The sequence below is a fragment of the Weissella cibaria KACC 11862 genome, from assembly GCF_000193635.1.
GTDB lineage: Bacteria > Bacillota > Bacilli > Lactobacillales > Lactobacillaceae > Weissella > Weissella cibaria.
Genome location: NZ_AEKT01000027.1, coordinates 1 through 20,024, shown reverse-complemented (window position 1 = coordinate 20,024; position 20,024 = coordinate 1). Strand labels below are relative to the sequence as shown.

The 20,024-nt window shown below is 43.8% G+C and carries 17 protein-coding genes; 12 read left to right on the top strand and 5 right to left on the bottom strand.

Features of this window, described 5'->3' with window-relative positions:
* Nucleotides 1–17: 17 nt before the first annotated feature.
* The 4 genes from lepB to rpmH form a co-directional block, all read right to left on the bottom strand.
* Nucleotides 18–635, bottom strand: a complete 618-nt coding sequence (gene lepB / locus ESE_RS0105680) for a signal peptidase I (RefSeq protein WP_010372589.1) — start codon at nt 633–635, stop codon at nt 18–20.
* Between the two features lie 147 nt (nt 636–782).
* Complete coding sequence (locus ESE_RS0105675; protein ID WP_010372586.1) at nt 783–1,616, bottom strand: YidC/Oxa1 family membrane protein insertase; 834 nt, start codon at nt 1,614–1,616, stop codon at nt 783–785.
* Nucleotides 1,617–1,643: 27 nt separating this feature from the next.
* Nucleotides 1,644–2,000, bottom strand: a complete 357-nt coding sequence (gene rnpA / locus ESE_RS0105670) for a ribonuclease P protein component (protein ID WP_010372583.1) — start codon at nt 1,998–2,000, stop codon at nt 1,644–1,646.
* A 108-nt stretch (nt 2,001–2,108) separates the two neighbouring features.
* Nucleotides 2,109–2,243, bottom strand: a complete 135-nt coding sequence (gene rpmH, locus ESE_RS0105665; RefSeq protein ID WP_002828338.1) for a 50S ribosomal protein L34 — start codon at nt 2,241–2,243, stop codon at nt 2,109–2,111.
* Between the two features lie 743 nt (nt 2,244–2,986).
* Between rpmH and dnaA the strand changes: the two genes are divergently transcribed.
* From dnaA to ESE_RS0105630, 7 genes are all read left to right on the top strand, one after another.
* Entirely contained in the window at nt 2,987–4,399 is a 1,413-nt protein-coding gene (dnaA, locus tag ESE_RS0105660; protein ID WP_010372579.1) for a chromosomal replication initiator protein DnaA, read from the top strand.
* Nucleotides 4,400–4,611: 212 nt separating this feature from the next.
* Nucleotides 4,612–5,742 (top strand): DNA polymerase III subunit beta, encoded by a 1,131-nt coding sequence (gene dnaN, locus ESE_RS0105655; protein ID WP_010372570.1) that lies wholly within the window; start codon nt 4,612–4,614, stop codon nt 5,740–5,742.
* A gap of 216 nt (nt 5,743–5,958) precedes the next feature.
* Complete coding sequence (gene yaaA / locus ESE_RS0105650) at nt 5,959–6,192, top strand: S4 domain-containing protein YaaA (protein ID WP_010372567.1); 234 nt, start codon at nt 5,959–5,961, stop codon at nt 6,190–6,192.
* Entirely contained in the window at nt 6,192–7,337 is a 1,146-nt protein-coding gene (gene recF, locus ESE_RS0105645) for a DNA replication/repair protein RecF (RefSeq protein ID WP_010372565.1), read from the top strand. Before yaaA ends, recF begins: the two co-directional genes overlap by 1 nt.
* A 20-nt stretch (nt 7,338–7,357) precedes the next feature.
* Nucleotides 7,358–9,304: a DNA topoisomerase (ATP-hydrolyzing) subunit B gene (gyrB, locus tag ESE_RS0105640; RefSeq protein ID WP_010372562.1), complete on the top strand. Its 1,947-nt coding sequence runs from the start codon at nt 7,358–7,360 to the stop codon at nt 9,302–9,304.
* Nucleotides 9,305–9,340: 36 nt separating this feature from the next.
* Nucleotides 9,341–11,938: a DNA gyrase subunit A gene (gene gyrA / locus ESE_RS0105635; protein ID WP_010372561.1), complete on the top strand. Its 2,598-nt coding sequence runs from the start codon at nt 9,341–9,343 to the stop codon at nt 11,936–11,938.
* 320 nt (nt 11,939–12,258) lie between these two features.
* Nucleotides 12,259–13,233 carry a helix-turn-helix domain-containing protein gene (locus tag ESE_RS0105630; RefSeq protein ID WP_010372558.1) on the top strand — a complete coding sequence of 325 codons (975 nt, stop codon included), beginning with the start codon at nt 12,259–12,261 and terminating at the stop codon, nt 13,231–13,233.
* A gap of 68 nt (nt 13,234–13,301) precedes the next feature.
* Here ESE_RS0105630 and ESE_RS0105625 read toward each other — a convergent pair whose 3' ends face one another.
* Nucleotides 13,302–13,751 (bottom strand): GNAT family N-acetyltransferase, encoded by a 450-nt coding sequence (locus tag ESE_RS0105625; RefSeq protein WP_010372555.1) that lies wholly within the window; start codon nt 13,749–13,751, stop codon nt 13,302–13,304.
* Between the two features lie 198 nt (nt 13,752–13,949).
* Here ESE_RS0105625 and ESE_RS0105620 point away from each other — a divergent pair, with 198 nt between their 5' ends.
* From ESE_RS0105620 to ESE_RS0105600, 5 genes are all read left to right on the top strand, one after another.
* Entirely contained in the window at nt 13,950–16,121 is a 2,172-nt protein-coding gene (locus tag ESE_RS0105620; protein ID WP_010372552.1) for an LTA synthase family protein, read from the top strand.
* A gap of 135 nt (nt 16,122–16,256) precedes the next feature.
* A complete protein-coding gene (locus tag ESE_RS0105615; RefSeq protein ID WP_010372549.1) occupies nt 16,257–16,712 on the top strand; it encodes a MerR family transcriptional regulator in 456 nt (151 codons plus the stop codon).
* Nucleotides 16,713–16,836: 124 nt separating this feature from the next.
* Nucleotides 16,837–18,084 (top strand): hydroxymethylglutaryl-CoA reductase, degradative, encoded by a 1,248-nt coding sequence (locus tag ESE_RS0105610; protein WP_010372546.1) that lies wholly within the window; start codon nt 16,837–16,839, stop codon nt 18,082–18,084.
* Nucleotides 18,085–18,106: 22 nt separating this feature from the next.
* Nucleotides 18,107–19,066 carry a hypothetical protein gene (locus tag ESE_RS0105605; RefSeq protein WP_010372543.1) on the top strand — a complete coding sequence of 320 codons (960 nt, stop codon included), beginning with the start codon at nt 18,107–18,109 and terminating at the stop codon, nt 19,064–19,066.
* 14 nt (nt 19,067–19,080) lie between these two features.
* Entirely contained in the window at nt 19,081–19,785 is a 705-nt protein-coding gene (locus ESE_RS0105600; protein WP_010372540.1) for an NAD-dependent protein deacylase, read from the top strand.
* Nucleotides 19,786–20,024 lie beyond the last annotated feature (239 nt).

Here is a 20,024-nt window from a genome sequence, read left to right as displayed (position 1 = left end):
GGTTTTTTGGCGATGGATTACTTCTCAAAATAAGTCTTCCATTGCGTATTAATATTAGCGCGCTTGGTTGCTTCGCCCCAGAATGGCACCTTTACAACACCAAGCACCTTATCCTTGTTCACAAAGCCCCAGTAACGTGAGTCGTTTGAAACGGTACGGTGGTCTCCCAAAACGAAATACTCGCCCTTAGGCACCTTAACCGTCTTCTCACGTTGCCAACCCATGTGGTCACCAAGTTCCGTCAAACTTGACCAGTTACCAACATTGTTGACCGTGTTAGTTGCTGTTTGCTCAGACTCTGGAATGAAATCTTGGTCAACAGCCTTACCATTAACCTTAATCACACCATTTTCAGCACTAACCGTATCACCAGGCATACCGATAACACGCTTTACGTAATCCTTGTGACCATCCACTTCTGGATCTTCACCATAAGCATCAAACACAATGACACTACCACGGTGAATCTTTTCAGGCTTCAGAACGAAAACACGCTCGTTGTTGGTCAAATTTGGTTCCATAGATGTGCCGTCGACACGTACTAGTGTGAACCAATACGTCTTAATCAACAAGGCAATAATTAATCCGATCGCAATCGGAATTACCCAAGACATAATCTCGCGAAATGCTTTCATGGGTGGTCTCCTTACATCATTTTTATTATTCTCAGTTTAGCACACCTAAAATAAAAAAGCCCCGCAAATTGGCAGGGCTTTAGGAAACATTCAGATAATAGACTGCTTCACAACCAAAAAAATCGCCGTGTGGCGATTTTTTGATGATTAACGCTTGTGTGAACGCTTCGCCTTACGAATCGCACGTTCACGATCACGCTCTGCTTGCTTCTTTGCTTCACGCTCGCGACGAATTTCAAATGGGTTTTGAATGGTCCACGTTTGCGCAACTTGGAAGGCGTTTGAAACCACCCAGTACAATGACAAGGCTGATGGTACATTAATCGCAAAAATGAAGATCATAATTGGCATAATGTACGTCATTGACGTTGTCATTCCGTTCTTTTCAGGTTGTCCCAACATGACCAAGTATGATGAGGCGAATGTAAACAACGCTGCTAAGATTGGCAAAATGAACAAATGGTCGTGTTGACCTAATTGGGCCCACAAGAATGTCCCAGTTTCCAATTGCTTCGTGGTACGAATAGCCGTATACAATGCAATCAAGATTGGCATTTGAACAATCAAGGGCAACAAGCTCGCAAATGGGTTAACACCTGCTTCCTTATAAAGGGCGCTTTGCTCTGCTTGCATCGCAGCCATTGATTCCGTATCACGATTTGGATACTTGGCTTGAATAGCCTTTAAAGCAGGGGCAACTTCTTGCATCTTACGCATTGAACGCGTTTGATAAACCATCAATGGCAAAATCAACAAACGAATCAACAACGTAAAGACAATAATTCCCAAGCCATAGTTATTTCCAAACCAGGCTGAGACACCCAAAATTGAGCGTGAGAAGTTGGCGATGATGATTCCATGCCAGAATCCGGTACCGGCTACATGTCCCTTAAACATCACACCAGCAATGATCATGATAATTAAGGCAATGACAGCTGTAACGGTAGAGCGCGTTGAAAATACTTTCTTAGCTGACTGCATCGTTTTTCTCCATATAATAGGTTGTTTTTAATTTTCGTCCTGGTCGACAAACAAATTTGCCAACTTGAAGACGTGTTCCAAGTTCTTTTTAATGATCGCCATGTCTTGGTCATGAGCTGATGGGCGGGCAATCACCAGAATGTCGACATCTTGACGCAGATTTGGCTTCAATTCCAAAACACTTTGTCGAATGCGACGCTTCACCCATACACGCTCGTGGCCACGCAGCCCAACTTTCTTTGAAACCGAAATTCCCAAGCGGAAGTGGGTTGGTTGTTCACGCTCCATCGTGTAAACAATAAACATTTTGTTTGCGACCGAGTGATGTTGCTCGAATACCAATTGGAAATCGGCTTCTTTCTTAACACGGTAACTCTTACGCATATGTTTGCTCCAGACTTTTTTGAAGACAATAGAAAACGCGTGATTCAGCCAAAATGGCCGAACCACGCGCGATCGTTATCAGTAATCCTAATAGAAGGCCTGACCTAATTAGGCTGACAATACCTTGCGGCCCTTTTGGCGGCGACGTGCAAGCACCTTGCGACCGTTGCTAGTGCTCATGCGCTTACGGAAGCCGTGTACACGCTCGCGGTGACGCTTCTTAGGTTGGTATGTACGCTTCATGTGAATACACCTCCCATTCGTAGTTAGATTTGGCCTGCGGTTGGCAAGGCCAAACCACAATTCGTATTTCAGTGTATCACGTAAGGTTCCAGTTGGCAACCTTTCTAAAGCACTTAATTCTTTTTTAACAAAAATTAAGTGTAACTGAACTTACTAATAGTATAGCACAACGCGAAATCGTCATGTTCAATTCTTAAGTCCTTAACTTTTTCTTTAAAAAAATTAAACAATCATCACCTACGAGTTATCCAGAAAGTAACAGAGCGTTATGTTTATAAAATCCAGACATGTAACAGAGTGTTAGTTTAGTTTTCCCCAATATCCACATTTTTTCCACAATCTACACAGGGGCTAGTAACTTTTCCGAGCTACCCCTGTGCATATGTGGATAACCGCTCAAATAGTTGATGTATCAACTTTAGCTTATTAACAAAGACTTGTAAATATCTAGTTTTACCCCTAACTTATCCACAGATATCCACAAATAACGTAAAATTCGAATTCACATCAAGTTGATAACTAAATTTTGGATATTAACAGGCTGTGGATATCACATAACGTTATTCAAATTCGCGAAAACCCTTGATATATCAGTGATATTCGCTGTGGAAAACTTATCCACACCCTGCTACAATGGAATCTGTTGAATTGCGCTTCTTAAGAAATTTAAGATTAGCGAACGTATTGTGGATAACTTCCACCCAAAGATTCAGATACTTCTACTTTTTAAGGAGGTCGTCCCGATGGATCCTGTCCAGCTTTGGAACGCCATTAAAGAAGAGCTACGCGAGTCCATCTCAACTGGCTTCTCCTTTGCTAATTACGTCGATACGTTGACGCCTTTACAAGTTTTAGAGAACAAAAACAATACGGTCACCTTACATTTATCGACCAACCATGAACAAGTGGCTGACGAATGGCTAAACCCAAGTAGTTCTTACTATCTCGCTTTCATGCAAGCAGCTATGACAGCAACGATGAAGCTGTATGGTCAACCAACGTTTATCGTCCCCTCGGTGACTTATATCTCACCACAACCAACTTCATTATTTGAGGTGCCGGCTACTGATGCCGCTCCTGAACAACAAAACACTACCGGCACTTCACCAGTAGCAGCTGATTTTGTTACGCAATCAATTTTGAATCCCGAATTCCGTTTTGAAACCTTTGTGTCTTCTGATGAGAACCGCGAAGCGTATGCTGTTGCGCAAGCCGTTGCGGATAACCCTGGTACCCAATGGAATCCACTATTGATCTATGGTGGCGTGGGACTTGGCAAGACACACTTAATGCAAGCAATTGGGAATAAAGTTTTAGAAAACAATCCCAACGCCAAAGTTAAGTTCATTACGACTGAAGATTTCATTAATGACTTCACGGAAGCTTTGCGTCGTGGTCAAAAAGAGACCGAAGCATTTAAGCGCGAATACCGCTCGACAGATCTCTTGCTAGTTGACGACGTCCAATTCTTGGCTGGTAAAGAAAAGATTCAAGAAGAATTCTTTAATACCTTCAATGCCATTACGCGAGAAAATCACCAAATCGTCCTGACATCAGATAAGTTACCAAAGGAAATTCCTGGCCTAGAAATGCGTTTGGTCACGCGTTTCGGGCAAGGTTATTCAGCAAACATTACGAAGCCTGACTTACCAACACGTGTCGCCATCCTACGTAACAAGTCAGATCAAGAAAACCTCAATATTCCAAATGATGTGATTGATGAAATCGCTGCGGCTGTTGATACGAACGTCCGTGATCTGGAAGGGGTCTTCAATCAAGTTGCTGGTAAGTTACGATTCGCATCACAGCCGGTCACGGTTGATACTGCTCGTGACATTCTCGAGACAATGAACTTCAAGCGGCAACGCGCCATCACGATTCCTATCATTCAAGATACGGTTGCAAAGTTCTTTGACGTGACCGTGCAAGACCTTAATGGTAAGAAGCGTAATAAGGAAATCGTGGTACCACGCCAAATCGCCATGTATTTGGCACGTGAGCTCACTCAAGACTCTTTGCCACAGATTGGCCGGGCCTTTGGTGGTAAGGATCACACAACGGTGATGCATTCAACTGAAAAAATCGATAACGCGATTGAAAATGATGCCTTATTGGCTGATCAAGTTCAGAAAATTCGTGAAGAGTTGAGCAATTAGTTCGAATGACCATTGTGAATTATTCACGAAGTTACCGAAAGTTTTCCACAGGGTTGTATACATATACCAATCCTTGATGTAATGGTATAGCTGAGGGTTTTGCACATTGTGCACACCCCTTATTACTATTATTATTTTTTTATTAATAAATAAATCAGTCAGTAAGCGATGCATGCGCAGCATGCCGAGCAAAAAAGGTTGAGGAGATAATCATGCAATTTACAATTAATCGAGCTGTTTTCATCAAAGCCATGAATAATGTCAGCCGTGCAATTTCATCACGTACATCAATGCCAATTTTGACAGGTGTTAAATTGGTCCTTGATAACAATGGCCTAACATTGACCGGTTCAGATACAGATATCTCAATCGAAACAGTTATTCCGGTAACCGATGATCAAGCAACGTTGCAAGTATCTGAACCAGGTGCCTTGGTTTTGCCAGCCGCCTTCTTCTCAAATATTGTTAAGCGTTTGCCGGGCGAAACATTCACCCTTTCAAACACAACTGGTTTCCAAGCTAAAATCACTTCTGAAAATTCAGAATTTGATATTAATGGCCAAGATGCTAATAACTACCCACACTTACCAGAAATTGAAGTCCGCAACAATTTGACGTTGCCAGCTGAAACATTGACTGAAGTAATCGGTCAAACCGTTATTGCTGTTTCAAAGCAACTTAGTCAACCAATCTTGACTGGTGTGCACTTTATTTTGGCGGGTGGTAATTTGACAGCGGTCGCAACGGACCGTCACCGTTTAGCCCAACGCACAGTGGCATTTGGTGATTCAGATGTTAGTGCCGACATCATCGTGCCAGGTCCTTCATTGAACCAATTGCAAGCAATGTTGGATGAAGTCGAAACAGTTGATGTTCGTGTGGCTGAAAACCAAGTTATTTTCCAACTTGGGGCTAACACGACGTTCTACTCACGTTTGTTGGAAGGAAACTACCCTGATGCTTCACGCTTGATTCCAACTGAAAAGCGGACGACTTTGACGATTAATGCCCGTGACTTGTTGCAAACAATTGAGCGTGCTGCCTTGCTTAGTCACGAAGGACGTTCAAATGTTATTCAATTTACGGTTAGCGACGAAAAGTCATTGATTTCATCAAATTCACCTGAAGTTGGACGCGTTGAAGAACAAATCTTTGCGGCCGAAACTGCCGGTGATGAATTGACGATTTCATTTAACCCTGATTACATGCGCGAAGCATTGAAGTCATTTGGAGATGAGCAAATCCAAATTGGCTTCAAGACTGCGTTGGATCCATTTACCTTGGTACCAACCAACAATGAAACAAACTTTATTCAATTGATTACACCAGTGCGTACTTACTAATTACCGCATTGCGTAATTTATAGGCTAAAAAGCCGAAAATTGCTGTTTAAGGAAAAACAGTAATTTTCGGCTTTTTTGTTTCATAAGTCGCCAAAAGCCTCAGAAAGGCTCTGACGCCTTGATTACATTGAATAAAGCAAAAAAATAGCGTATAATAAGACTACTTATGGAAACATTTCTCAGTTGGGATTAACCCCCGACAGAAAGGATATTGAAGTGGCTAACGAAGTGCACATTCAAACGCCCTACATTACGCTAGGACAATTATTGAAGGAAAAAAGTATCATTTCTACTGGTGGCCAAGCGAAGTGGTACCTACGCGAAAATACGGTTTTGGTTAACCAAGAGCCCGATGATCGCCGTGGACGCAAGCTTTATCCAGGTGACGTGGTCGCAGTGCCATCTGGTGAGCGATTTGTCATTAACGGGATGGGTGCTGAAGCAGACTAATGGAACTGCTTGAGCTAAAACTAAATAACTTTCGGAATTATCAAGATTTAGCGGTGACCTTTTCACCAGGCGTCAATGTCTTTTTGGGACCGAACGCACAGGGTAAGACGAACTTACTCGAGGCAATCTATGTTTTAGCTTTAGCGCGCTCACATCGAACAACTTCTGATAAAGAGTTGATTGGTTGGGACGGCAAAGAAGCCATGGTCTCGGGCGTGGTGCGCCGCCAATACGGGAAAGTGCCGTTGTCACTTGCTTTTACAAGCAAAGGTAAGAAGGCACGAATGAACCATTTGGATCAGGCGAAATTAGGCACATACATTGGACAATTAAATGTTATTTTATTCGCACCGGAGGATTTAGCCTTGGTAAAAGGGGCGCCGACGATTCGACGGAATTTCATCGATCGCGAATTTAGTCAGATGAGTCCAAAGTATCTTTATATTGCTAACCAATATAAGGGCGTCTTGAAACAGCGTAATCAATATCTGAAGCAACTGCAGTCGAAGCAGGCGAAAGATATGCTGTATCTGGAAGTTTTGACGGATCAGCTAACGAGTTTCGCCAGTGAACTAATTGTGCGACGGATACAGTTAATTAAGAAGCTCGGTGAGGCCGCAGCGCCGATTCATGCTGATATTACACAAGGGGGCGAAACGTTACGGATTGCGTACGTTTCGCAACTTAATGAAGAAGAATTAGGGGATGAACAGGTCATTAAAGAAGCGATGACGAAGCGTTTTGAACGGTTACAGTCGCGGGAAGTAATGATGGGCACCACCCTGTTAGGTCCGCATCGTGATGACTTACGTTTTGATGTTAATGGGCATGACGTGGCGACATTTGGGTCGCAAGGACAGCAACGGACAACCGCCTTGGCGGTGAAGTTAGCTGAAATTGATTTGATGAAGCAAGAGACTGGTGAATATCCAATTTTATTGCTAGACGATGTTTTGTCAGAACTAGATACCAATCGCCAAACGCACTTGCTAACGGCGATGCAAAATAAGGTACAGACCTTTATTACGACGCCGTCACTAAGTGATGTGGCCCGTCAATTAATTAATGAACCAAAAGTCTTTAACGTTCGAGCAGGGCAACTTGTCGAAACGGACGATTTGGACAGTGCTAGTGAAGAAAACTAGCGATAGTTAAGGAGGAACTCATGGCTGAAGAAGATGTAACACAAATGCATACACAAGCTGATGATTACGATGCCAGTCAAATCCAAGTTTTGGAGGGATTGGAGGCCGTTCGTAAGCGACCTGGTATGTATATTGGAACCACGACGAGTCAAGGACTGCACCACTTGGTGTGGGAAATTGTCGATAACGGAATTGATGAAGCGTTGGCAGGGTTTGCTGACCACATCACGGTGACAATTGAAAAGGACAACTCAATCACAGTTACTGACAACGGCCGTGGGATTCCAGTTGATATTCAAGAAAAGACTGGTAAGCCAGCGTTGGAAACAGTCTTTACCGTTTTGCACGCCGGAGGAAAGTTCGGCGGTGGCGGTTATAAGGTTTCTGGTGGACTGCACGGAGTTGGTGCGTCAGTTGTTAACGCGCTATCAACAGAGCTTGATGCTGTTGTTGTTCGTGACGGTAAGGGTTACGCAATGGACTTCGAGCGTGGTCACGTGAAGACGTCAATGCACAACGTACCAGTTGACGATGCACCTGTTTCACGTGGAACAATCGTGCACTTCCTACCAGATCCAGATATTTTCCGTGAAACGACGGTTTATGATTATAAGATTTTGATGAACCGTGTGCGTGAATTGGCTTTCTTGAACAAGGGTTTGCGAATTTCAATTGCAGATAATCGTCCAGATGAGCCAATTTCTGAATCATTCCACTACGAAGGTGGAATTAAGGAATACGTTGATTTCTTGAACACAAATAAGGACGTCATTTTTGACGATCCGATTTATGTTGAAGGCATGGATAACGGTATTGAAGTGGAAGTCTCATTGCAATACACAGATGACTATCACAGTAATATGCTGTCATTTACCAACAACATTCACACCTATGAAGGTGGAACTCACGAAACGGGATTCAAGTCTGCGTTGACGCGTGTTATCAATGACTATGCGCGTAAGAATAACTTGTTGAAGGAAAGTGACGATGCATTGTCTGGGGATGATGTGCGTGAAGGGTTAACGGCCATTGTGTCAGTTAAGCACCCAGATCCACAGTTTGAAGGACAAACGAAGACTAAGTTAGGTAATTCAGATGCCCGTACGGCTGTTGACCGTATGTTCTCAGAAACATTTAGCCGTTTTATGTTGGAAAACCCAACTGTTGCGAAGCAAATTGTTGAAAAGGGAATCTTGGCCGGTAAGGCTCGTCTTGCTGCCAAGCGTGCGCGTGAGGCGACACGTAAGAAGTCTGGTTTGGAAATTGCTAACTTGCCAGGTAAGTTGGCTGATAACACATCAAAGGATCCTGAAATTTCGGAATTGTTTATCGTTGAGGGTGATTCAGCCGGTGGTTCAGCTAAGCAAGGGCGTGAACGTTTGACGCAAGCTATTTTGCCAATTCGTGGAAAGATTTTGAACGTTGAAAAGGCTTCATTGGACAAGATTTTGGCTAACGAAGAAATTCGTTCACTCTTTACAGCGATGGGAACTGGTTTTGGTAACGAATTTGATGTCACAAAGGCGAAGTACCACAAGTTGATCATTATGACCGATGCCGATGTCGACGGTGCGCACATTCGTACATTGTTGTTGACGTTGATTTATCGTTACATGCGTCCATTGTTGGAAGCAGGCTACATTTACATTGCCCAGCCACCGCTATATCAAGTGCGTCAGGGTAAGTTCGTGCAGTACTTGGACTCTGATGAAGAGTTAGAAGCTTTGTTGCCAACGTTGCCTGCCTCACCAAAGCCAGTTATCCAACGATACAAGGGACTTGGTGAAATGGACGCGGAGCAATTGTGGGAGACCACAATGGATCCGTCAGTTCGTCGTTTGTTACGTGTTGAAATGGATGACGCCGTGGATGCTGACATGGTCTTCTCAATGTTGATGGGAGACAAGGTTGAGCCACGTCGTGAATTTATTGAAGAAAACGCGCAATACGCGGAGTTGGACGTCTAGTTTTAATTTGAACTAGATAGAAAGAAAGGAACAGTAATGGCTGAAGAAGAACAAAATAACAGCCGCATTAAACCCGCCAAGCTTGGCGAGCAAATGCGAACATCTTTCTTGGACTATGCGATGTCAGTTATCGTGGCACGTGCGTTGCCCGATGTACGTGATGGTTTGAAGCCGGTGCACCGTCGTATTTTGTACGGTATGAATGAACTAGGTGTGACGCCAGATAAGCAACACAAGAAGTCTGCTCGTATCGTCGGTGACGTTATGGGTAAGTATCACCCCCACGGTGACTCTGCCATCTACGAATCAATGGTGCGTATGGCGCAGGACTTTAGTTATCGTTACATGTTGGTTGATGGGCACGGAAACTTTGGTTCTATTGATGGTGACCCAGCTGCCGCCATGCGTTATACCGAAGCACGTTTGAGCAAGATTGCAACGGAAATGTTGCGTGATATCAACAAGGACACCATTGATTTTGCGGATAACTATGATGGTACTGATCGTGAGCCCGTTGTCTTGCCAGCCCGTTTCCCTAACTTGTTAGTTAACGGAGCCAATGGAATTGCCGTTGGTATGGCAACCAATATTCCGCCACACAATTTGGGTGAAGTTATTTCAGCCATTCACATGTTGATGAACAACCCGGATGTTACAACGGCTGAGTTGATGGAAGCGGTCCCTGGACCTGACTTCCCAACAGGTGCGATTGTGATGGGTAAGTCTGGTATTCGTAAGGCTTATGAAACCGGTAAGGGTGTTGTAACGGTCCGGGCGAAGGTCGAAATTGAGACGGAGAAGTCTGGTAAGGAACGCATCATCGTGACTGAGTTGCCATACATGGTCAACAAGGCGAAGTTGATTGAACGTATTGCTGAACTTGGTCGTGAAAAGCGAATCGAAGGTATTACGGCGGTTAATGATGAGTCTGACCAAACAGGTTACCGAATCGCTATTGATATTCGTCGTGATGTTTCAGCATCAGTTGTGTTGAATAACTTGTACAAGAATACGTTAATGCAAACTGGCTTCAGCTTTAACATGTTGGCCGTGCAAGATGGTCGACCAAAGTTGCTAGGTTTGAAGGCCATGCTGGTTGCTTACCTTGAACACCAACAAATTGTCGTGCGTCGTCGTACGGAATTTGAATTGCGTAAGGCTGAAGCACGTGCGCATATCTTGGAAGGTTTGCGTATTGCTTTGGATCACATTGATGCCATCATTAGCATCATTCGTGGTTCAGAAACGTCAGAAATCGCCAAGAACCGTTTGATGACGGATTATGCTTTGTCAGATAAGCAAGCGCAAGCCATCTTGGACATGCGTTTGGTTCGTTTGACCGGTTTGGAACGTGGCAAGATTGAAGATGAATATCAAGGTTTGATGACCGCGATTGCTGATTACAAGGATATCTTGGCTAAGCCAGAACGTATTGATGAAATCATCTATACTGAATTGCTTGAAATCCAAGAAAAGTACGGCGACGAACGTCGGACGGAATTGCAAATCGGGGATGTCACAAGCATTGAAGACGAAGATTTGATTGAGGAAGAAGACATTATCGTGTCATTGACGAGCGCTGGCTACATCAAGCGAATGGCGCAAACTGAATTCCGAGCACAGAACCGTGGTGGACGTGGTGTGCAAGGAATGGGCGTTAATGATGATGATTTTATCGATCAATTGATTGGTACCTCAACACACGATACGTTGTTGTTCTTTACCAACGCTGGTAAGGTTTACAAGATGAAGGGATACGAAATTCCTGAATATGGTCGCTCTGCTAAGGGAATCCCAGTTGTTAACTTGTTGGGAATCGAAGCAGGTGAGAGTGTGCAAACCGTGATTAACGTACGTGGTGAAGCTTCTGAAAGTGAAGACTTCCTCTTCTTTACAACCCGTTACGGTAAGGTGAAGAAGACGCCGGTTTCAGACTTTAGCAACATCCGAACACACGGTTTGAAGGCCATTACGTTGAATGATGACGATGAGTTGATTAACGTTATGATTACTGATGGGACTGAGAACTTGTTGATTGGTACCCATGGTGGTTACGCGGTGTCATTTAACGCCGATGCCGTTCGTTCAATGGGACGTTCAGCAGCTGGTGTGCGTGGTATTACGTTGCGTGATGATGACTTTGTTATCGGCGCTGAAATCTTAAAGGATGACGCATCTGTGCTGGTTATCACTGAAAAGGGATACGGTAAGCAAACCCCAGTTGATCAATACCCGATTAAGGGTCGTGGTGGTAAGGGAATTAAGACGGCCCAAATCACCGAGAAGAACGGACCGCTAGCAGGTTTGGCGGTTGTTGATGGTTCAGAAGACATTATGTTGACGACCAACAAGGGTGTAATGATTCGCTTTACGGTTGATTCAGTGTCAGAAACTGGTCGTGCCACACAGGGTGTCCGTGTTATTCGCCTAGATGATGATGCAATTGTTGCAACGTTTGCAAAGGTTGAACATGAAGAGGATACACCGGAGTTAGCAGAAGACGCTGCCGAGACAGCTGATGACGCAACGCCGGTCGTAAACGATACAGAATTACCAGCAGCGCCAGTTGATGGTGAGCAACCAGCTGAAGTAGCTGAATTGCTTGCACGAGCTGAAGATGATTCAGAAGAATAATAAACAGTAAAAAGGACAACATCGTGAGGTGTTGTCCTTTTTGTATTGATAATACATATATATTGATACGTTATGCATAAACGGCCGGTGTGTTTTAAAAATAATTCAGTATTAAGTTTATGTTTTTGGAATTTGTTTTAAATATAAATGCATATGTAAAGATTATAAAAATATTGTTTTGCTTTAAATTAGGAGCCGTGTGAGTGGTTTGTATCAATAGCGGGACAGTATTTTCTGTATAAATCCCCAATAAATACATGGTAGGGAGTATAATCTAGAAAGGTTATATGAGAAAAGTTAATTATAAGTAAGAGGTTATCATGGGTAAAAATCGAGTGCCTGTTGAGGCAATTCGCGAAGCGATGATTTATTTCATCAAGGAACGCAACATTTCAGTACCAGTCGTTTTGAAGACGGTTGATATTTCACGTTCACGACTTTACGACTATTTACAAGGCAACGGTAAGGTGTCAGCGACAACTTTGGTTAATTTGTTGGTGACGATTGGCGTATCATTTGATGAGTTGATGTTGCATGTCTACATGAACCACCCTGAGTTGCTAGATCCAGCAATCAAGGAATTGGGCTTGGATGCACACTCACACACAATGACGCCAACGGAAGACACGGTTTACCGGACGTTGTCAATGTATGACGAGACGCGCGATGTGCGTTTGTTGGTTAACTTGGTGCGTGCAATTAACTCACAAGTGGCCGACGAAGTTGAAAAGTACCGTTTGATTGAAATGGTACGACCAACAATTATCAAGTTGTTGGCTGCTCGTGAATTCTACACGGCCAATGACTTGTTGATGTTTGCTAATATTATTCGTCATGAGCCATACAACGCCGCCAAGATGGTTGTTAAGCAGATGTCTGATCAAGCACAACGCATGGCGAAGCTTGAAGGCTATGGCTTGATGGAATTAGATAATTTTTCATCGGCTGAGGTTCGTAATGTGGCTTTGTTGCATTTCCAATTGTTGATTATGGCGTTGGAAAACAAGGATGGCGACACTGTTAAGAAGACATTGATGTTCTTGCGTGATTATCGTTTGCCAGCTTTGAGCACGTACTTTAGTTTCGTTAAGAAGATGGCTGAAGTTGTCGAACTTGCATTGGATGAAAAGAATGAGGAAGCAGAACAATTGTGGCACCGCACACTGGATGCGGCGCAATTCATGATTGATGAACGCTTCTGGCCAATTTATTCATTTATTGCCCGTCGTTCGTTTGAGGAGTTCCTGGTACCAGTCAACTCATACAAGCGTCACATGACAGAACAAAATCAATAACCGATAAAATAAAGCTCCCAGCATTGCAAATTGCAACGTTGGGAGCTTTTTCAGTTACGTCAGTTTAACTAATTCAGGGTTAGCACCATATTACGGTGTTCAATGCCTGCGTCCATGAAAATGTCACCTTCAGCTTTAAAACCAAGCTTCTCGTAGAACCCTAAGGCAGAGACTTGGGCGCCTAGATCAATTGTGTGGACACCGGCTTCTTTGGCATCCTCGATGATTGTCTGCATAATTTTAGCAGCGTAACCATGACCACGCGCATCCGCCAATGTGGCCACGCGTTGGATATGCCAATTTTCACCGTGGGCATTAACTAAGACACGGGCAGTCGTCACGGCCTTGCTAGCTGTGAAACCAACGTAGTGTGTCGTTCGGTCATCAAGATCATCAATCTCTAGTGCAAGGGGCACACCTTGTTCGCTAACAAACACGGTTTGACGAATTGCAAGAGCTTCGCGGCTAAGTTCGCCAGCGCCGTATTCTTTGCTGACGATGAGTTCGTTTGTTGACATGCGCGTTTACCTCATTTTTTTATCAATGGTCTTATTTTAACTTAAATTGGTAAAACGCCAAGGCTCTAAGGTATGAATTTTAAAATTACGCTATAATAGACCGGATACATAAATTAGCCGCGATCAACGCTGGCGTAAGCACCGGTCACAATAATGGCCGGAAAACATTAAAATACGTAAGAAAAGGGTGACTAAACTATGAGGCATTATGGCCGATTTAGCTGGATTAACACGCGCTTAGGGTTTGTATTGCTCTTGGTCGTGTTAATCTGGGCAAAAACGTTGCTGGCGGATTTTGTGGACTTTAACTTGTTCTCGGGAGCAACACCAGTACAATACGTGACGCTGTTGATTAATCCATTGACGGTGTCATCTTTATTGATTGGATTGGCGTTCTACTTCCGATCAGCAAAGCTTTTCTACCCAATTGCAACGATTATGTACATCGTTAACATTGTGCTGTTGCAATTAAACGTGACCTATTATCGTGAATTTACAGATTTTATGTCTGTTGCGACGATGTTGGGTTATGACAAAGTTAACCAGGGATTGAGTGCGTCTGGGTTTGCGTTAACAAATCTACACGATATTTTATTCTGGATTGATATTCCAATTTTTATTGGGTTGTTCATCTTTAAAAAAATCAGGATACAACGTGAAGGCACAACGAAATTCATGAGTTTTGCGATGACGACATTTTCAGTCTTTGCCTTCATGGTGACGCTGGTTTTGGGTGAGGCGGATCGTCCACAGCTTATTACACGCCAATTTGATAGTAATTTATTGGTGAAATATTTGGGGATGGACGCTTATACGGTGTTCGATGGTTTGAAGCAACATGGCGTGTCCGAGATGCGCAAGTCGGCGAAGAAAACAGATATCCAAAAAGTGTTGAGTTATGTTGATAAACATTATACTGATGCGGATGCTAAATATGCCGGTATTGCCAAGGGCAAGAATGTGTTTGTCATTCACTTGGAATCCTTCCAACAATTTTCAATGAACATGAAAATCAATGGGCAAGAAGTGACGCCAAACCTGAACCAAATTTATAATTCTGATTCAACGATTGCATTTGATAATTTCTTTAACCAAGTTGGTCAAGGTAAGACATCCGACGCTGAAAATATGTTAGAAACATCAACGTTTGGGTTGCCACAAGGCTCATTGTTTGCCACGCAGGGTAATGACCAAACCTTCCAAGCAATGCCGGCCATTTTGAAGCAGACAGAAGGGTACTCGTCAGCTGTTTTCCACGGTAACAACGCTAGTTTCTGGAACCGTAGTAACGTGTACAAGAATATGGGTTACCAATACTTCTTTGATGCTAGCTACTATGACACATCGGGTGATAAGGCAATGGGTTATGGGTTGAAGGACAAGCTGTTGTTTAATGATTCCATTCCATATTTGGAACGAATGCAACAACCGTTCTATGCCAAGTACATTACCGTAACGAACCACTTCCCATATAGTTTGGATGAACAGGATAAGGATCCAAACTTTACCACGACGAATACAGATTCGGATATTGTGAACGGCTACTTTGAAACGAACCACTACTTGGATCAATCAATTGGTGAGTTCTTCGATTATCTGAAGAAGTCAGGCTTGTACAACAAATCAATTATTGTGTTATACGGTGATCACTACGGTATTTCAAATTCAGAAAACAAGTATTTGGCTTCAGTGCTGGGTAAGAATGCCGATGACTGGAATGATAACGATAATGCGCAACTACAACGCGTACCATTTATGATTAATATTCCAGGGTGGCACGGCGGTGGTGTTAATCATACGTACGGTGGTGAGATTGACGTCATGCCAACCTTGCTACACTTGTTAGGTGTTGATTCAAAGAAGTACGTGATGATGGGACAAGATCTGCTGAGCGGTAAGAGCAATCAGGTTGTGGCCTTCCGTGATAAGAACTTTGTGACACCGAAGTATAGTTATATCAACGAAACGATTTATGATAATAAGACTGATCAGGCGATTACTAATCCAACTAAATCGGTTTTGAAAGAGATTGATGCAGCTAAGCAGCAGGTTAAGGAACAGTTATCGATTTCAGATGATATTAATCAAAAGGACTTACTTCGTTTCTATACGCCGAGTGGCTTTAAGTCAGTTGATGCCTCGAAGTATAACTACTCTAACGGGTTGGCAAAGCTAGAAAATCTTGAGAACCAAGCGGGTGTTGAATCGAAGAGTTTGTGGTCTGAGAATGGTGGTAAGACCACGCAGTCATTGTATAGCACTGACGCACCAGAAAAGGACGAACCACGTTCTGATACATCACGTATTAAGCAGGTTAATCCGGACGGTGGCGATACGACTGATGGTGGCGATGACACACCAAATCCATAACAAGTAAAAATGTTCTTGATGTGTTGATGCAATTGTCAGCCACCAAGGGCATTTTTCTTTTTTGACGAACTATCTTGACATTTGTGTTAAATAACCTGACAATAATAGTCTATTAAACGTACAAGGAGAGGCACCATGTCATTTGTTCCAAAACACCATTTTCATAAAAATGCGTTGAAGTCAGAAGTTTTTCAGTTCCGCATTGGTGAGTTAGCCACAATGACGGGTGTGTCAACGCGCCAATTACGTTACTGGGAAAGCAAAGGCATCATTTCGTCACTAAGTCGTGAAGGTGAGCAGGATGCCCGGGTTTATAACTACAAAACTTATGTCGCAGTTGCAGCCATTAAGGGCTTTTTAGATGATGGCTATACCTTAAAAGCGGCGGTTGAAAAGACCCATGAGCTTGAGCAATCGTGGCGGGTGCTGCATGAAGTGATGAGTCAGGCCGTTAAGGGTGTCATCGAACTTGATGGTAAGAATGTTGTTGATTTAGGTTATTTTGATGATGAGCAACAGCAACGTTTATTTGCAACGATTGATGATGACAATAAGGTGCACTATATCGTGCGTCGAACAGATGAAAACTAAAAGAAAACGGTTTTGGTGGTTAGCCAAGACCGTTTTTGTCTTTTCTCAGGTTGAATAACTGGTAAACTATAAGAGGCAAAGCGGTAGTGTGTACCGCAATAAACGGAAAAGGAAGTTGTAGAACATGGCGAATTGGCAGGGATTCTACAAGTTGTCGTGGCAAGAACGCTTGCAACGGACGATTGAAAATAAAAATTTAACGGCTGATCAGGCAGCGTTAATAACGCAGCATTATGACATGGTTGGCGAACAACAGGTTGAAAACTACCTCTATAATTTCGGCGTGCCCACAGGGTTACTGTTGGAATTGCCAGTTGATGGCCGTTTAGTGACAGTACCGATGAGCACGGAAGAACCAAGTGTTATTGCGGCTGCTAATAATGGTGCACGGATGATGCGGGCTGGTGCTGGCGTGCAGACGGTTATTGAAAGTCGTCTTGTGCGTGGTCAAATTATTTTGGATAATGTTGCCGATGTTGTGGCCTTGCAAACCTATGTTGAGACACATTTAACGCAATTGCTGCAGGTGGCCAATGATGCGCACCCATCAATGGCAAAACGTGGTGGTGGTGCGAAAGCTTTAACGGTCGAAGTGCTTGATGCACAAACAGCGATTGTTAATGTCTTAGTTGATCCGAAGGCGGCGATGGGGGCTAATGTTGTTAATACCATGTCGGAAGCGATTGCTAGCGTATTGCGACAAGCGGGCTATGAGGTGTTAATGGCAATTCTCTCCAACTTTGCGACTGAGTCACTCGTTAAGGCGAAGGTAGCTGTGCCGGTAACGGCGTTGGCAACTAAGCAGGGAATGTCGGGTGCCGATGTAGCAGCTAAAATTGCAGCCGCTAGTCGGATTGAAACGTTGTCACCATACCGAGCAGTCACGTCTAATAAGGGGATGTTGAATGGAATTGAGGCAGCAGTCCTAGCCAGTGGTAACGATACACGCGCGGTTAACGCGGCCTTGCATGCATACGCTGCACAAGGTGGTCAGTATCATGGTTTGACGCGTTGGACTGTTCAAGGTGACGAATTGCTTGGTGAGACGACCTTGCCCCTAATTCTTGGCGTTGTTGGTGGTTCAATTGGGATTGTGCCAGCTGTTAAGTTGAACCATGCGTTGATGGATAATCCAACGGTTAACGAGTTGACCAGTACAATTGCCGCCGTTGGGTTGGCCCAAAACTTGGCGGCCATTCGTGCATTGGTGTCGACTGGTATACAAGCCGGCCACATGGCATTACAGGCAAAGTCATTGGCACTCCAAGTGGGTGCGACGCCAGCAGAAGTGCCAGCGTTGACAGCCGCGTTACAACAAGCGGGTAAGTTTAATGAAGCTACGGCCCGTGAATTATTAGCAAAATTACGATAAATAGACGGAAAAGAGAACAGATATGCAATTTTCAGCAGATACAGTACAACTAGTCGACCAAGTTAACCGTGTTTATCCCGGTTCAGTTGTTTTGCGTGGTAGCGGGGAGGCCACAGGTGTCTTGACGCACGATCAAGTGACGACGGATATGTTGGGTACGCGCTTGATGGTTGAAGTAACGGATGCTACGGCACCAGATTATTCAGCGACAAAAGAATTGTTGATGATGATGCTAACGCTAAGTGGTTACCCACAAATTTACTTCCAATTGAAGTCGGATAATGTCGAACTGACGGATCAACTAATGGTTATGGCGACGTACCTTTACCAACCAGCCATGCGCACGATTATCTATAAGGAACAAGCCAAGCATGGTTTGTTGACGGATGATGTTGTGGCAGCCTTTGCAAAGGGTGTCATGACAACACTAACGAAGGAAGCTGATGGGAACCGTTCTGAAGCCGCCTTGCGTGTGTTGACATTGTTGGATGCCCAAGTCTTTATGAATGCTGTTACTGGTGAGACGGCGGCGTACACGGATACGTTTGCTGAAGCTTTCCCAGAAGCATGGGCAGCTGCTCAAAAGATTGTCGCTGCTATGAAGATTGAGGGTATTAAGGATCCGTTCACTGTTCATCGGGCAGTTGTGGCGGCCTTTAAGCATTTTGATGAACAAATGGCAGCGTGGGATTTGCCAGAGTTGCATGCTAACGAGTTTGCAACGTTGACACCAGTTTTGTCAGAGCGTCAGTTGCGATTGCCTTTGGCGCAAGTTTACGATATTAAGCACACAGATATGATTGATCGTAATACAGAGAAGACCGCCTACGTTGGGTTGAATAAGACGGATGAGCAGAATAGTTTTGTTATTTCTGCACCAGAAGAGAATCAACCAACGTTCTTCAAGGAGCTCTATAAGACATCTGTTCGTGAAGTACTTGAACAAATTGGTCAACCGTTCGTCGTGCGTCAAGCAGACTAAGGAGGTAGACGATGATGTTACTATCTGCAGAACAGCAACGATTGTTTGATGATGCCCAGAAAATTGTGTTTTTAACAGGTGCTGGCGTTTCAACGGCGTCGGGGATTCCCGACTATCGTTCTAAAGGTGGCATTTATGATGATAGTGGCGTTGTTGAACGACCTGAATATTTGTTGAGTACTGACGCGTTAAACCGTGAACCTGAGAAGATGTATCAGTTTATGAAGGAAAACATGTATTTTCCGGATGCTAAGCCAAACATCATTCACCAAAAGATGGCGGCACTAACGCACCAGGGCCGGGCACGAATCATTACACAAAATGTGGATAGTTTGCATACCCAAGCCGGTGCAGAAAATGTTATCGAGTTTCACGGTTCGTTATATAACATTTATGCGGTGACCGATGGTGCCCCAGCAACATTTGAGGCGTATATGCAAGATATGCGTCGGGCAGACGGTGCACTACTTCGGCCGGGAATTACGTTGTATGGTGAAATTCCCTTTCACGTGACAGAAGCCGCGCAATGGGTGCATGAGGCTGACTTGATCGTCATCGTCGGGACAAGTTTTGTGGTGTATCCGTTCGCTGGCTTATTGCAGTATGCGCAAGCTCAAGTGCCAATCATTGCGGTAAACTTGGAGACTATCCCAGCGCCAGATAATGTTGTGCAGGTGATTGGGGATGCACAAATTTACTTTGATGAATTACGGGTATAAATTTTTGGAAAAGCTCTCGTTATTGATGGATAACGAGAGCTTTTTTGTTATCTGACGTTTTGTGTGAATTAATTTTGAAGAAAGTGTTGACGAATTGTGTTTCTATCTGTAATATAGATTAAGTTGTTTCGCAGGAAACAGCGACAAGTAAAAAGATATCGCATGAGACGTTGATAAATTGATTTAAACAAGTTGTTGACATCGTTTGAGATTCTTGTTATGATATAGAAGTTGTCGGG